The following is a 13455-nucleotide window of genomic DNA, read 5'->3' on the forward strand; positions in this document are numbered from 1 at the left end:
CTTTATAGAATGCACCGGAATCGATGAATAAAAAATGACAAGCTGTCACTTGCCAAACCAGTGCTAAACATTCTATATCTGTGGGCTGCCACTTTCTGAAGCCTGCCGGAGGCTGTCATGCCAGATGCCGCTCATTGGTTCCCCTTTCTGTTAATTTGCCTCGGGCTGGTGTTAACGCCTGGCCCGAATATGATTTACCTGATTTCGCGCTCGCTGTGTCAGGGGCCGAAAGCCGGTCTGATTTCCCTGGGGGGCGTTGTGCTGGGCTTCCTGTTTTACATGCTGTTTGCTGCGCTCGGTATTACCGCGCTGGTGATGGCGGTGCCATTTGCCTATGACGCCCTGCGTATCGGCGGTGCAGCGTATCTGCTGTATATGGCGTGGCAGGCGGTCAGACCCGGTGGCCGCTCACCGTTTCAGGTCAGGGAGTTACCACGTGACAGCAATAAAAAGCTGTTCACCATGGGGCTGGTCACGAACCTGCTGAATCCGAAAGCGGCGGTATTATATCTGACACTGTTGCCGCAATTCATCGTGCCGGAACAGGGGCATGTGCTGGCACAGTCACTGATTCTTGGTGGCTCGCAAATTCTGATCAGTGCGTCAGTTAACGCACTCATTGCGCTTTCGGCCGGTTACATCGCCGTTTTCCTGGCAGGACGGCCTGTGTGGATGATCATCCAGCGCTGGTTTATGGGTGCAGTGCTGGGCGGACTGGCAGTGCGTATGTTGCTGGACGGACGTAAATAACCGGCCATTTGTCACCGGTTATATTCAGTTTCGCACCAACGCTATATAATCCTCTGCATAACGAAATCAGAGGATTTTTCCGTGCACCCATTTTCATTGCGTTTTTTGCCCTCGGTTACCCTGCTCGGGCTGGCCCTGAGCCTGTCTTCCCCTTCCGTTTTTGCCACCCGCCAGATAACCGATCAGCTCGGCCGTCAGGTCACGCTTCCTGATCAGGTTAACCGTGTCGTCGTATTGCAGCATCAGACCCTCAACTTGCTGGTTCAATTGGATGCCACTAAAGATATTGTCGGCGTACTGAATAACTGGCAGCGGCAACTGGGCAACGGTTATGTACGCCTCGCGCCGGAACTGGCGAAAACACCGGTGGTCGGCGACCTGACCAGCGTGAATCTGGAAAGTCTGGTGGCACTGCATCCGCAAGTGGTATTCGTCACCCACTATGCACCGCAGGAAATGATCGACCAGATCAGCCAGACCGGGATCGCCGTCGTGGCGGTTTCACTGCGTGATGATCCGAAAGGCGAAGAACACATGATGAACCCGGTCCTGCCTGATGAAGATAAGGCGTATACCGAAGGACTGAAGAAAGGTATTGCGCTGATTGGCGAAGTCGTCAATCACCAGAAACAGGCACAGGCGTTGATCGACTATACTTTTTCTCAGCGCCAGTTAACCGCCGGGCGGCTGAAAGGTGTTCCGGCCAATCAGCGGATCCGCACATATATGGCAAATCCCGATCTGACCACTTACGGTTCCGGCAAATATACCGGCCTGATGATGGCCCATGCCGGTGCGATGAACGTTGCTGCCGCGACGGTAAAAGGGTTTAAGCAGGTCGCGCTGGAACAGGTGATCGCCTGGAACCCGCAGGTGATCTTCGTACAGGATCGTTATCCGGAAGTGGTCGGGCAGATCACCGGTGATCCCAAATGGCAGAGTATTGATGCGGTCAAAAATCACCGTGTTTATCTGATGCCGGAATATGCCAAAGCCTGGGGCTATCCGATGCCTGAAGCGCTGGCGATTGGCGAACTGTGGATGGCGAAGAAACTCTACCCGCAAAAATTTGCTGACATTGATATGCACAAACAGGCTGATGCTTATTATCAGCGCTTCTACCGCACAGATTTTAAATCGGCGGCAGATGCGGCGCGCGCGGAGAAATAGCCTCGTCTCCGGCGCTTTACGCGGAGGCAATGTGATAAGGAGACCTGATGACAAAGACGATTAAAGTGCTGGCGGCAGGGAGTTTGCGCCGCGCATGGGCACCGTTGTGCGATGCCTTTACGGAAGAGACGGGCAACAAAATCGACGTAGAATTCGGCCCCGCCGGGCTGTTGCGCGAACGGATCGAACAGGGCGAAAAGGTCGATCTGTTTGCTTCCGCCAACACCGCGCATCCGCTGACGTTGCAGCAGCACGGTAAGGCGCTGGAAGTGGAGGCCTTTTGCGGTAACAGCCTGTGTGTCGCCGCCCGAAAAGGGCCGGAACTGGAGAAACTCAACTGGCTGAGCGTGTTGCTGGATCCCCGTTTTCGTCTGGCGACGTCCACACCGCAAAGCGATCCTTCCGGTGATTACACCTGGCAGATGTTCGAACTGATTGAAAGGCGGCATCCTGATGCCGGGGCGATTTTACGCAACAAAGCACTGCGTCTGGTGGGCGGTGAAAAATCGGCAAAAATCCCGGCAGGTAAACTGGCGGCAGAATGGCTGATCTGCAGCGGTCAGGCCGATGTTTTCATCGGCTACACCAGTTATGCCACGCTGTTACGGGAAAACGACGCGCTGGAAGTCTTCAATATTCCGGCAGATTATAACGTGCGGGCCCGTTATGCGCTGGCGACCTGCACGGAGAAAGGGAAACCGCTGGCAGACTTTATTCTTTCAGAAACCGGCCAGCGTATTTTGCAGAACGCAGGTTTTTGCGGAAAACATGCGGTAATGCCGGAATAGAGGACCTACAACCATGCCTTAGTGATCGAGGTCTCTTTCCTTCATTGCCCGCTGACGGTCGTAATACTCATCTTCAGCGGCAGTGATTTCATCGAGCAGCGAATCCACATCGGCTTTATGCGTATCTTCGGTGAACAGCCCGGTCAGAATAGTTTCCGGCGTCAGTTTGCCGTCTTCGTACAATGCCCAGATTTCTTTGGCGAAGCGCGTTTCCAGCAGCTGCGGTGCGAACCGGCCGTAGTACTCCGTCATGTTATTCACATCGCGTTCGAACATCGATTCGGCGTGATTATTGGCAGCGGCATCGACGGCCTGCGGCAGGTCGATAATCACCGGCCCTTCGGCATCCATCAGCACGTTAAACTCCGATAAGTCACCGTGAACGATACCGGCGCACAGCATGCGCACGATGTTGCGGATCATGGTCTCAAAATCGGCTATCGCTTCTTCTTCCGTCAGGATGACGTCACTGAGGCGCGGCGCGACCACGCCGTCAGCATCGGTGATAAGCTCCATCAGCAGCACACCGTCCAGACAAATGTAAGGTTGCGGCACGCGCACACCGGCATTCGCCAGACGGAACAGCGCATCCACTTCGGCTGTCTGCCAGGATTCTTCCTGCTGTTTACGCCCGAACTTTGACCCTTTTTGCATCGCACGCGCGTTGCGGGTGTTACGGACTTTACGGCCTTCCTGATACTGCACGGCCTGTTTGAAGCTACGTTGTGTCGCTTCTTTATACACTTTGGCGCAACGGATCTCTTCACCGCATAACACGGTGTAAACGTCGGCCTCTTTGCCACTTTTCAGTCGACGGACCACATCATCAATCAGGCCGTCATCCACCAGAGGTTGGATTCTATTTGGGATTTTCATGCAGCCTTGTACCTTATTTCAGCGCATGAGGGAATGACCTGCGCAATATTCCCTGCATTACACACCAGACACGCCGTTCGCGTCATCCTTTCTGATCCTTATCGCTCACTGTTCTCAGGGGTACAGTTTAACGTAGTGGCGATGGAGTGGATACTTTATGCACATACGTTATCACTTTTTAGCCGTTCTTTTCACCGGTAAAACCCCTCAGAATTTTATTGCAACAGCATTAAATTTGGCTTAAATAATTAATTCACGCCCGATAATTATTTCCTTCTGTAAGTAAAATCTGCGGTGAGAAAATTTTTATGCTTCCGGAACTTTTTATCAATTTTAAGCTTTTCGTGCTGTTTACCCTTCGTTTATTTAAGCCCAAAAATGGTATACGTTCCGTTTACAATAGAGGTGGTACTGTGCCGGTAATTTCCCGTTGCAGGTCTTTCTGATATGAATACTATTTTAATAACCGGTGCCACTGGTTTTGTTGGCGGAGCTGTCGTCGAATATTTTCTGCGCCAGCAACTTACCACCAATAATGCATTATTACTCTTAGTCAGGGCTGACGATAAAGCGACGGGACTCGCCAGAATTATTGATAACCTGAAGAAATTTGAATTAAATGATGCCCATTTTTCTGCACTGAATGAGCAATCTATATTGACCGGTGACCTGGCCGAACCGGAAAGTTTTATTCATGACTCACGTTTAGATAATGTCACGCACGTTATTAACTGCGCTGCGATCGCCTCTTTTGGCAATAATCCGGCTATGTGGCGCGTAAATGTCGAAGGTTCACTGACCTTCGCCAAACGCATGGCACAGGTCAAAGGTTTGCAGCGATTTGTGCATGTCGGCACGGCAATGGCATCAATGCCGGATAAAGACAGCGTTTTCTACGAAGGTATGCCGGACAACGAACAGAACGAAGATCTGGTGCAGTACACGGCTTCCAAGCGCGCGATTGAGAATCTCGTCCGCGCCGAATGCCCGTCGCTGCCGTTCGTGGTTGCCCGACCGTCAATTATCGTCGGCCACACTCAGCATGGTTGCCAGCCTTCAAGCAGCATCTTCTGGGTGTTCATGATGGCAATTAAACTGAAGAAATTCACCTGCACGCTCGACGATCAGGTGGATGTCATTCCGGTAGACTATTGCGCGATGGTGCTGGTAAAACTGTGTCTCGCCAAAAGCCTCAGCCATAATTTCTATCATATTTCTTCCGGCGAAGAGATGTGTACACCATTTCATGAAATAGATACTTCGGTGGCAAAAGCCAATAATGCCCCGCGGATTATCAGTGAATATGAACAAATCAGTTATCAGGAATTTACCGGCATCCGTAAACAATTTAAAGATGTACTCGGCCCGTGCAATGATAAAATCATTCTACGCGCAATTAAACTTTACGGCGGGTTTGCGCAGTTAAACGTGAAATTTGATAATTCCCGGCTACTGGACATGGGTATTCCAAAACCCGCCGCCTTCAATAGCTATATTGATAAATGTGTTTCCTCAACCCGCGGTCAGTCTATTAGTGAACTGATGCAGGTGGATTTTAAATAAACCCGGCGTCTGTTAAATAATTAATATTTCCTGACATCATTCTCGTGGCATTCAGGCGGCAACTGAATGAGACCCCGGGAGCTTACATAAGTAAGTGACCGGGGTGAATGAAGGCAGCGTGAAGCATGACGGGGATCAGACTAAGCCATTGCGGCCATAGAGACGATATCCCTCGCGCTGATTGAGCCGGTCATAATAGGCTGTCACTGCCGGTAAGGCCGGACGCGACATGGGTGTCATCGACCAGCGGTTCACCGACAGCCCGATGGGAATATCCGCCAGCGTAAAATTATCGCCCAGAATATAATCGCCGCTACGCTGAAGTTGTTCTTCGAGCATTTGCATGTGACGGTTCCATTCACTGACACCGGCGTCAATCAGTGCCGGATCCTGATGCTGCGGGCTGTTGCGCGCCAGCGCCGGAAACGCATAACGCCAGGAATTATTCAGTTCACCGGCTTGCCAGTCCATCCACTGCTCGGCCAGGGCACGACGTTTCGGGTCGGATGACAGCAAATCTTCACGTCCTTCACGCGCCGCCAGATACCGGCAAATCACGTTGGATTCCCACAGGACAAACTCGCCATCGATCATCACCGGCACCATCGCATTCGGGTTCAGCGCCTTAAATTCCGCTGTCTGGACAGACTGAAAACCCGAACCATACTGCTCCTGTTCAAAGTCCAGCCCCAGTTCATGACAGGTCCACAACACTTTACGTACATTGATCGACGGTGATTTACCCAGAATCTTTAGCATGGTTGCTCCTGTTAATGTGATGCATGAATAGCCGGTCACGACGGACGAACGAAGATCCGCGTGGCTGAGCCATGATAAGTGGTATCGGTTTGAGCCACGAAACCGCACTTTTCCGCCAGACGAACGGAGGCCTGATGTTCCGGCGCAATAATGCAGCATAGCTGGCGATCGACATGTGCACCGGCCCAGTTCAGCACCGCCTTTGCCGCTTCAAAGGCGTAACCTTTGCCGTGAAATGCCGGCGAAATCACCCACCCCATTTCTGCCATGCCATTGAGCGATGGCGTGATGTCACGCTGATAATCCGCCAGACCCATTTCGCCGACAAACGCACCTTCTGTACCCTGCAATTTTTCGAACACAATCCAGTAACCAAAACCGAGCATCTGCCAGTGACCCGGATAACGCAACAGGCGGCTCCAGCTGGCTTCGCGACCTGACGGTGTACCACCGATATATTTCACGACGGCCGGATTGGCCCATTGCGCGGCAATGTATTCAAAATCATCAATATGATGACCCCGTAAAATCAGACGTTCGGTTTCGATAACGGGAGCGGAGGTCTGCATGGTTTTTCCTGAATAAGGTGAAGAACCATTACGTTAGCACCGTAATTGCCCAGACAGGAAGAGAGGTTTTAGCAGGAAATAAAAATCAGGTAATAATGCCGCCACGCAGCGCCGTCGGCGTTATGCCGCGCACAGATTTGAAGCGGTTACTGAAATGACTGGCAGAGCTGAAACCGCATTCGAGCGCGATTGTGGTGATGTCCATCCGGCTGGTTTTTAGCAAATTTTCCGCGCGGATCAGGCGGGCATTCATCACGTACTGGTGCGGCGCCATCCCCATGCTTTGTTTAAACATGCGGGCAAAGTGGAATTCGCTGAGTTCTGCCAGCGCGGCAAGCTCCGGCAGTAATAAAGGCTCCGCGAGATGGGTATGAATATAATCTTTCAGGCGGTTGAGAATATGCGGTGCCAGACCGCCGCGTACCGTTGGCAGCGCCCATTGCAGACGGGTGTAATGTTTCACCAGATGCGCCATCAGCAGATTGGCGGCGCTGCTCAGCATCAGCTGATTACTGTTTTCCTGCCACTGACTGCTGAGCAAAAAGTGGCGATATAATAACGTAATTTGCGGATCTTCTTCGAATGTGCGTTCTTCCAGCTCAATCGCTGCCGGGCTGCGATCCCAGGTCTGCTCCACCAGATGCCGCAGATGTTCGTCGGAGCAATACAGATGCACAAACGATAAATCGTCGCGCACATCCCAGCTCGACATACTGCCTTTGGGCATCAGACAAAAACGATCCGGCCCGCCGCCGTTACGCCAGCCACTGCGGGTTTTGTGATAACACTCGTAGCCATCGGCCACGTACAGGCTCAGCGTATGGTGATCGGCGCTTTCCTGATTCACGATGTCATTTTTATTCGACCACGCCGCCAGCTGAATGCCGGAACCCAGCGCCACACTGTCATGCAGAACCGCTTTATGCTGACGCAGCGTTTCGAAAGCCTGATAAACCTTAGTCATGACATGCCCGTGTGGAAGAAAGATGACGCTCATTTTACGGTTTTTCCCCGCCGCAGAGCCAGATCTTGCTGAGCTGGTGACCGGAAAAATGCGCAAGAATATGCAACTCAGCGCAAATCGCTGAAAGCCAGACGCCTGCCGTTACCGCAGAATTCCCTCAGTCATTACTTTTCGGGTGAGAGAATTCTATGAACGCACTGCTTTATATTTCGGTGATCCTGATCTGGGGCACCACCTGGTTTGCGATTTATCTGCAACAGGGGGACGTACCGGTGACGGTGTCCGTTTTCTACCGTTTCCTGCTGGCTGCGGTGATCATGCTGCTGGCATTGCTGGCAACACGCCGGTTGCGCCGCCTGGCGCTGAAAGATCACCTGTTCTGCGTGGTTCAGGGTTGCTGCGTTTTTTGCTTCAATTTTTACTGCTTCTATCACGCCGCAGCCTACATCACCAGCGGGCTGGAATCGGTGATTTTCTCGATGGCTGTACTGTTTAACGCCTTCAATGGCATGCTGTTTTTCCGCCAGAAACTGGCTCCGGCAGTGATCCCGGCGTCGGTTCTCGGGCTGGCAGGCATTATCACATTGTTCTGGCATGATCTGAGTGCGGCACACATTGCACCGGAACTGCTAAAAGGCATCGGCCTCAGCCTGCTCGGCACCTACGGCTTCTCGCTGGGGAATATGATCAGTTCACGCCATCAGCGTCACGGGCTGGATGTGCTTTCCACAAACACCTACGCAATGTTTTACGGCACGGCAGTCATGGGCGCGCTGAGTCTGGTGCAGGGCGCTTCCTTTGCCATCGACCTGACACCGCAATATCTCGGCTCACTGGTTTATCTTTCCGTGTTTGGTTCGGTACTGGCCTTCGGTATTTACTTCACACTGGTTGGCCGTATCGGTGCCAGTCAGGCGGCCTACAGCACACTGCTGTTCCCGCTGGTCGCGCTGACGGTTTCAACATTTTATGAAGGTTATCAGTGGCACACTAATGCGGTTATCGGGCTGGCGCTGATACTGCTGGGGAATCTTGTGATGTTCTGTCGCCCAGGCTGGCGGGGGATGTTCAGGAGGAAGGCTGTTGTGGTTTAAGTAAATCCAGTAACGTCACACAATTGGCAAGGTCGCCGCAAACCGGCAGCCTTAGCCTTCATTGATATATGACACAGCTTCACTGACTGTAAAAATAGTCCAACCGGGCAAAAAAACGGGCTCCAGATTTACAGCAATTTTTTCCGATACCCAGGCAGCATCCAGAGTTATTTCTCTACCCTGCCCCGCATTTTCTATCTGATAACCCAGCTTGGGTAATGGATATTTCTTCATTTCTAATATATTAATATCGCCATGAATAGAAGTATCAGTAAGGGAATAAACGTCACTCCAGGTATTGACGTTATTAACGCCTTGTTGTAGTCGGCAAGCCTTTATAACTTGCATATCCGATGATGAAAGGAACATCCATCCATGCTGCGGTTTTTTCCGGTGACAATCGCGACAAACGACTTCTAGATTTTCTTCCGTATTATTATATTTCACACCATCTTTGTGGTGTACGTCGCACAAATTACGGTGTGAACTCATATCAACACCACAGTCACTGCATACAAAACCACTTCTCTTTCTTATCCTGTTAGATATTTCTTTCCAGTCTTCAGTATAGCCGCTATTTGTGGCGTTATATAAACCTTTAGGCATATAGCTAAAACAAGTACTGTAATGAGAAAAGAAATCTTTGAGCACAAAAGAAGCAAACACAATATGTCTAACGGCCTTATTAGCGCTTTCACGATAATTCAATTTCTCCAGACAATTTTTACAGACTTTAAGTTCGATATCCTGATGTTTTCCATGGCCATCGTCGATTTCGAAAAATCCATCAAGTCGGTTTGTTGCATGATAGCGACCAAAACGACCGTCCTGCCGCATAGTATCCAGCGTTTTACACCATGCAATATGAAATTTATTGCCTCTACCAGGATCAGCTATTGCAGAATCATATATTTGACTATGATCTCGTATATAAAGTAGAACCTGACGTCCCTTAAATGAAATCAACCCTGTGCCGGCATCCAACTCACTAATGTTGATTTTTATACCGCTTTCCAATTCAACATCTAAAGGTTCAAAACTCACTGACTTTTCGCCCAAAATAAAACCCGATCCTTCTGGTAGCATGCGTTTTCCCAGCCGGATTAATTCAGATAAGTTAATATTAAGTTTCATTATATTACTCCTGAATTATCCGTCGAATCTGCAACTCAGCATTAGTGACGACTTTAAAGGTGACTCGTCTTGAGCGGCTCGGGTCTTCTCTGCCAGAAGCGTTAAGCACGGGGTGTGATGATGAGTAACCTACTGCTGAAAAATGAGATTTTATCCAAGGCCGCTGGCTTTTAATTTCATCCATTTCATAGACATATTCCAGTACTGTTCGGGTTCTACCTTGCGACAATTCCATATTGTTAAAATAAGCAACATCACGGTCAGATGTCCCGGTCCAGTCACTACTGGTATGGCCTTCAATTCTGACTTCAGTAATATGTTCTTTAAATTTATCAAGTACGGTAAGATACCGGGGAAAGAAGTTATCGAGAGTAGACTTAAATCCTAATTGAAGATCCGAGCTACCTGTTCTGAACAATACATCTGGGGATTTGAAACGAAATTCTAATGTTTGCTTATCAATTTCAGCATCCCAGTCAGGCAGATCTTTGGCAAACTCCATTTCAAGCGCATTATAAAGTTCTATTTGTGCATTCTGATAAGCAACGGCGACTTCTTTGATCTTATTTTTTTCTACCTGAACATAGTGCATATAAGCAACAGAAATAAAAAGGAACACCATCATTAACCCCGCCATCAGATCTGACATGGATATCCAGTGTTCATTGTCCTGTTTTTTAACTTCCACAGGTTTACCTAAGAATTTCTCCATTTTTTACCTGCGCTCATTGCTGTTAATCATCGACTTAAGTTGCCCCATAACAACCTGATATTCTTTAATTAACTGGTCATAGTTATTTATGAAGCCTTTACTGATCGAAATAAGTGAATCAGCCAGGATTTGTAATTCACGATTCATTTCACGATCGGTTGCCTCTCCGAAGGCTTTGAGCTGACTATTGATTGCCTCTCCAAAACGACCTAGGGAATCATTAACATGTTCGGTAAGTCCGGAGTTTGCCTTATCAAACGAACTCTGCAGAGTATCCAGCATATTGCTCGAATTACTTTTCAACGCGCCAGAAAGTTCATCAGACTGAGTTTTCATCATTGCGGAAAGGTCCGCAGAATGATCTTTCAGTTTTCCTCCCATGTCGGATACAGAGATTTGCATCGAAGTAAGAAGTTCAATGGCGCTGGACTTCATTTCCTCCACAGTTTCTCCAAGAGAGGATGTCAGGACTTCTGAGGAGTTCGCTACGTCATGTGCCATAGAAGCAAAAGATTGCTGGGTTTGCGTTACGGAGTTTCTGAAACCTTCTGCACCTTCATCCAGAGCAACACGCATAGAGTTAGCATTGACCAACAACTGTCCGCCAGTCTGTTCCAGCGAAGCACTGACACTTAAAGCACCGGCTTTTAATTGTTCCCCAACTTCATCCAGTTTCATTTGAATTGCAGGGACAGCTTCGGTGGCTTTATCTCTTAAGGTCGCGAAAGCGTCTAAATGCCTTGAAAGTTCATCAATCTGATGCTGATTGACCTTCAATACATTTTGCAGTTCTGCCATTGCGAGAGGGATTTCTTTGCACTCTTCCCAAATACCCGCGACAGAATTTTTTGTCTCCATAAGCGAATCAACACTTTGCTTATATTGCTCACTCATCACTTCGACTTGGTCTTTATAAGCACCTTGCCATTCAACGAGTTTTTTAACAGAACTGTCTAAGGCCTTAAAATTCTCACCAAATTGTTCCGTAAGGTTATTATTAAAATCGACAATGACTTTTCTCAGGGCATCGATGATTTGCTCTGTTGCGCCTTTTGCCATCAAATCGCCAAAGTGAGTCAGTTCAGCCCATAATTTCTGACTGAACTCTTCATGATGATTTCTTTGCAATTTAGAAATATCACCCATGTCAGTGCGCAACAATTTCAATTGCCCCACTAAAGAGACCTCATCATTTCCATCAAAACCGAACGCAATTCGTTCTAAAAGCTTGTGCTGCGACTGGAGAACCTGGTGAATATGATCAGGCGTCACCGCTTCTGGCTGGGCTACATTCATACCGTTTGGCCGGGGGGAGGAGAGCATCGTATCTAAAATATTAAATGCTAGAGCACCTAACATACCGACAATACTTGTAATAAATGCTGTTTTTAATCCCCCCAATAAGACAGGAATGCTGCGTTCTATATTGGTTGTATCGAAATGCAAAAGTCCAATCACGACCCCTACGAAGGTCCCCAAGATCCCAAGCGCAGTCATTAAAGTCGGTGCGTATTCCAAAAAACGGGGTGATTTACTCTTATACCTGGCATATAAAGCACCAAAAAAAACGAGTACAACAGCCCAAATAAAACAATCGGTTATCGTTGATGAATCCATTGCACTTAACAAAGATTCCAGCACTTTTGACAGCATTGTGATCCTTTTGGAACATGAAAGAAGCAAACGCCGAAAGGCTATGCTTGAATTAACTATTGCTGTGAATTCTGAAAACAATCGTTATCAGAAAAAGGGGACATAAAATACCAAGAAAGTTGCAATAAAGGCATGATAAATATCATTTACAACGGATTATTACTTTTACTGAAAACGAACTATTTTACCTTAGTTATTATTATACTTTTAAGTATCATGAGATAAGCAAGGGCTAATGAGGAAGTGTACGTAGAATACCGGTACGTACAAAAAATCGCTCGACAACTCTACTCCTCGTGTTGCATACCTTAACGACCGCATCCTCAGAGATGCACGCCCTACAGAAAATAATGAGGAGAATAAAATGCCTTTTGTACGTATTGATATGGTTGAAGGAAAACCTGAAACCTACCGCAAAACCGTCGGCGAAGTGGTCTATGACGCGCTGCGCTCAGCTCTTAATGCGCCGGAAAACGACAAGTTTATTGTCATCTCCGAGCACTCTCCGGCAGAAATGATGATTTCTCCTGATTATCTGAATATCCAGCGCAGCCCGAACTGCATTGTGATTCAGGTAACGCTCAACGCCGGCCGTACACTGGAAATGAAAAAGGCGTTCTATCACGCCGTAGCTTACGGGCTGCATGAAAAAGTCGGATTACGTCTGGAAGATGTGTTCATCAGCCTGGTCGAAGTGCCGAAAGAAAACTGGTCCTTCGGCAACGGCGAAGCGCAATACGCATGATACGTGGCCTGAAGATTAACTTCAGGCCAGTAAGTTCTCACCGCCAATCAGCGGAATAATCCGGGCAAGTACATCGTTAAACACACCATCTTCGGCAACAGCGATAAACTTAGCCTGCCGGTGCCGCCAGTCCATTGTATGTATCAACGTGGTGGCAACCACATAAGGTGCGCTCAGATTGTTGAGCGGCACTTCGGTCGGCGCGCCCCGGATACTGCTGCTCACCGGCATACAAATCACCAGCCCGGTAACCTGATTATAAGTTTCATGAGACAGGATCAGCGCTGGTCGATATTTGCCTATTTCCTTTCCTTTGGTGGGTTCAAAATCCAGCCAGCAAATATCCCCGCGCTTTGGTAAATACATTAATAATCAAGCTCCCTGTCAGTCGGTTCTGCCAATTCATCAGCGTGAGCATTATACGCGCTCAGCCCCGATAACAAGCTGGCCTCAGTGACCTTCTGCTTTTCGGCTTTACGAATTTGCAGCCCGTCTTCAGAAATCTCGATATCAACGACATCACCTTCCTCGAATTGTGGAATTGACTTCAAATTTCCGGACAGCCTTAACGCGATGCTGTTACCCCATTTCTGTAATGTGGCCCGAGTACGCATGTTCATTTCCCCACCGTTGTATCTACAAAGAGTATACAACCAAAAACCCGTCACAGTATTCCTG

General features: G+C 48.7%; 15 protein-coding genes. 6 read left to right on the forward strand and 9 right to left on the reverse strand.

All coding sequences use genetic code 11. The features are described 5' to 3' along the window. Positions 1 to 117 precede the first annotated feature (117 nt). The 3 genes from ACOZIO_RS17965 (at position 118) to ACOZIO_RS17975 (ending at position 2708) form a co-directional block, all read left to right on the forward strand. Positions 118 to 750, forward strand: coding sequence for a LysE family translocator (locus ACOZIO_RS17965; protein WP_129954783.1), 633 nt, complete (start codon positions 118 to 120; stop codon positions 748 to 750). A gap of 81 nt (positions 751 to 831) precedes the next feature. Continuing rightward, the gene (locus ACOZIO_RS17970) at positions 832 to 1920 is read left to right on the forward strand and encodes an ABC transporter substrate-binding protein (RefSeq protein WP_129954784.1); all 1089 of its coding nucleotides are present in this window, start codon (positions 832 to 834) and stop codon (positions 1918 to 1920) included. 47 nt (positions 1921 to 1967) lie between these two features. After that, a complete protein-coding gene (locus ACOZIO_RS17975; RefSeq protein ID WP_217219064.1) occupies positions 1968 to 2708 on the forward strand; it encodes a molybdate ABC transporter substrate-binding protein in 741 nt (246 codons plus the stop codon). Between the two features lie 18 nt (positions 2709 to 2726). On the opposite strand, the gene ACOZIO_RS17980 is transcribed toward ACOZIO_RS17975, so the two are convergent. Further along, positions 2727 to 3584, reverse strand: coding sequence for a PA4780 family RIO1-like protein kinase (locus ACOZIO_RS17980; RefSeq protein WP_129954786.1), 858 nt, complete (start codon positions 3582 to 3584; stop codon positions 2727 to 2729). Between the two features lie 447 nt (positions 3585 to 4031). On the opposite strand from ACOZIO_RS17980, the gene ACOZIO_RS17985 reads away from it, so the two are divergent. Beyond that, positions 4032 to 5147: an SDR family oxidoreductase gene (locus ACOZIO_RS17985; RefSeq protein ID WP_129954787.1), complete on the forward strand. Its 1116-nt coding sequence runs from the start codon at positions 4032 to 4034 to the stop codon at positions 5145 to 5147. Positions 5148 to 5282: 135 nt separating this feature from the next. On the opposite strand, the gene ACOZIO_RS17990 is transcribed toward ACOZIO_RS17985, so the two are convergent. From ACOZIO_RS17990 to ACOZIO_RS18000, 3 genes are all read right to left on the reverse strand, one after another. Beyond that, positions 5283 to 5906, reverse strand: coding sequence for a glutathione S-transferase family protein (locus tag ACOZIO_RS17990; protein ID WP_266059877.1), 624 nt, complete (start codon positions 5904 to 5906; stop codon positions 5283 to 5285). A 35-nt stretch (positions 5907 to 5941) separates the two neighbouring features. Further along, a complete protein-coding gene (locus ACOZIO_RS17995; protein ID WP_129954789.1) occupies positions 5942 to 6475 on the reverse strand; it encodes a GNAT family N-acetyltransferase in 534 nt (177 codons plus the stop codon). An 85-nt stretch (positions 6476 to 6560) separates the two neighbouring features. Then, positions 6561 to 7439, reverse strand: a complete 879-nt coding sequence (locus ACOZIO_RS18000) for an AraC family transcriptional regulator (RefSeq protein ID WP_165383761.1) — start codon at positions 7437 to 7439, stop codon at positions 6561 to 6563. Between the two features lie 188 nt (positions 7440 to 7627). Between ACOZIO_RS18000 and ACOZIO_RS18005 the strand changes: the two genes are divergently transcribed. Next, a complete protein-coding gene (locus ACOZIO_RS18005) occupies positions 7628 to 8533 on the forward strand; it encodes a DMT family transporter (RefSeq protein ID WP_129954791.1) in 906 nt (301 codons plus the stop codon). A gap of 51 nt (positions 8534 to 8584) precedes the next feature. On the opposite strand, the gene zorE is transcribed toward ACOZIO_RS18005, so the two are convergent. The 3 genes from zorE to zorA2 form a co-directional block, all read right to left on the reverse strand. After that, positions 8585 to 9667 (reverse strand): type II Zorya anti-phage system protein ZorE, encoded by a 1083-nt coding sequence (zorE, locus tag ACOZIO_RS18010; RefSeq protein ID WP_129954792.1) that lies wholly within the window; start codon positions 9665 to 9667, stop codon positions 8585 to 8587. Between the two features lie 4 nt (positions 9668 to 9671). Next, positions 9672 to 10304 (reverse strand): type II Zorya anti-phage system protein ZorB2, encoded by a 633-nt coding sequence (gene zorB2 / locus ACOZIO_RS18015; protein WP_238483592.1) that lies wholly within the window; start codon positions 10302 to 10304, stop codon positions 9672 to 9674. A 78-nt stretch (positions 10305 to 10382) separates the two neighbouring features. Continuing rightward, positions 10383 to 12032 (reverse strand): type II Zorya anti-phage system protein ZorA2, encoded by a 1650-nt coding sequence (zorA2, locus tag ACOZIO_RS18020; protein WP_129954794.1) that lies wholly within the window; start codon positions 12030 to 12032, stop codon positions 10383 to 10385. Between the two features lie 364 nt (positions 12033 to 12396). Between zorA2 and ACOZIO_RS18025 the strand changes: the two genes are divergently transcribed. After that, complete coding sequence (locus ACOZIO_RS18025; RefSeq protein WP_129954795.1) at positions 12397 to 12777, forward strand: tautomerase family protein; 381 nt, start codon at positions 12397 to 12399, stop codon at positions 12775 to 12777. 21 nt (positions 12778 to 12798) lie between these two features. Here the strand turns inward: ACOZIO_RS18025 and ACOZIO_RS18030 are convergent, their stop codons facing one another. Together ACOZIO_RS18030 and ACOZIO_RS18035 are read right to left on the reverse strand one after the other, a co-directional pair. After that, on the reverse strand, positions 12799 to 13143 hold the full coding sequence (locus ACOZIO_RS18030; protein WP_129954796.1) for a type II toxin-antitoxin system PemK/MazF family toxin: 345 nt from the start codon (positions 13141 to 13143) through the stop codon (positions 12799 to 12801). Beyond that, on the reverse strand, positions 13143 to 13397 hold the full coding sequence (locus ACOZIO_RS18035) for a transcriptional regulator (protein WP_235173420.1): 255 nt from the start codon (positions 13395 to 13397) through the stop codon (positions 13143 to 13145). The genes ACOZIO_RS18030 and ACOZIO_RS18035 overlap by 1 nt, the downstream gene beginning before the upstream one ends. Positions 13398 to 13455: the final 58 nt, after the last annotated feature.

The organism is Rahnella sp. PD4, assembly GCF_049199325.1.
Taxonomy (GTDB): Bacteria; Pseudomonadota; Gammaproteobacteria; order Enterobacterales; family Enterobacteriaceae; genus Rahnella; species Rahnella perminowiae.

Bases quoted from the DNA above. Each gene is read 5' to 3' on its own strand.
- ACOZIO_RS17990 (WP_266059877.1), bottom strand. From the start codon at position 5,906: ATGCTAAAGATTCTGGGTAAATCACCGTCGATCAATGTACGTAAAGTG.
- zorB2 (WP_238483592.1), bottom strand. From the start codon at position 10,304: ATGGCGGGGTTAATGATGGTGTTCCTTTTTATTTCTGTTGCTTATATG.
- ACOZIO_RS18035 (WP_235173420.1), bottom strand. From the start codon at position 13,397: ATGAACATGCGTACTCGGGCCACATTACAGAAATGGGGTAACAGCATC.
- ACOZIO_RS18005 (WP_129954791.1), top strand. From the start codon at position 7,628: ATGAACGCACTGCTTTATATTTCGGTGATCCTGATCTGGGGCACCACC.
- ACOZIO_RS18030 (WP_129954796.1), bottom strand. From the start codon at position 13,143: ATGTATTTACCAAAGCGCGGGGATATTTGCTGGCTGGATTTTGAACCC.
- ACOZIO_RS18000 (WP_165383761.1), bottom strand. From the start codon at position 7,439: ATGACTAAGGTTTATCAGGCTTTCGAAACGCTGCGTCAGCATAAAGCG.
- ACOZIO_RS17980 (WP_129954786.1), bottom strand. From the start codon at position 3,584: ATGAAAATCCCAAATAGAATCCAACCTCTGGTGGATGACGGCCTGATT.
- ACOZIO_RS17995 (WP_129954789.1), bottom strand. From the start codon at position 6,475: ATGCAGACCTCCGCTCCCGTTATCGAAACCGAACGTCTGATTTTACGG.
- ACOZIO_RS17965 (WP_129954783.1), top strand. From the start codon at position 118: ATGCCAGATGCCGCTCATTGGTTCCCCTTTCTGTTAATTTGCCTCGGG.
- ACOZIO_RS17985 (WP_129954787.1), top strand. From the start codon at position 4,032: ATGAATACTATTTTAATAACCGGTGCCACTGGTTTTGTTGGCGGAGCT.
- zorE (WP_129954792.1), bottom strand. From the start codon at position 9,667: ATGAAACTTAATATTAACTTATCTGAATTAATCCGGCTGGGAAAACGC.
- ACOZIO_RS18025 (WP_129954795.1), top strand. From the start codon at position 12,397: ATGCCTTTTGTACGTATTGATATGGTTGAAGGAAAACCTGAAACCTAC.
- ACOZIO_RS17975 (WP_217219064.1), top strand. From the start codon at position 1,968: ATGACAAAGACGATTAAAGTGCTGGCGGCAGGGAGTTTGCGCCGCGCA.
- zorA2 (WP_129954794.1), bottom strand. From the start codon at position 12,032: ATGCTGTCAAAAGTGCTGGAATCTTTGTTAAGTGCAATGGATTCATCA.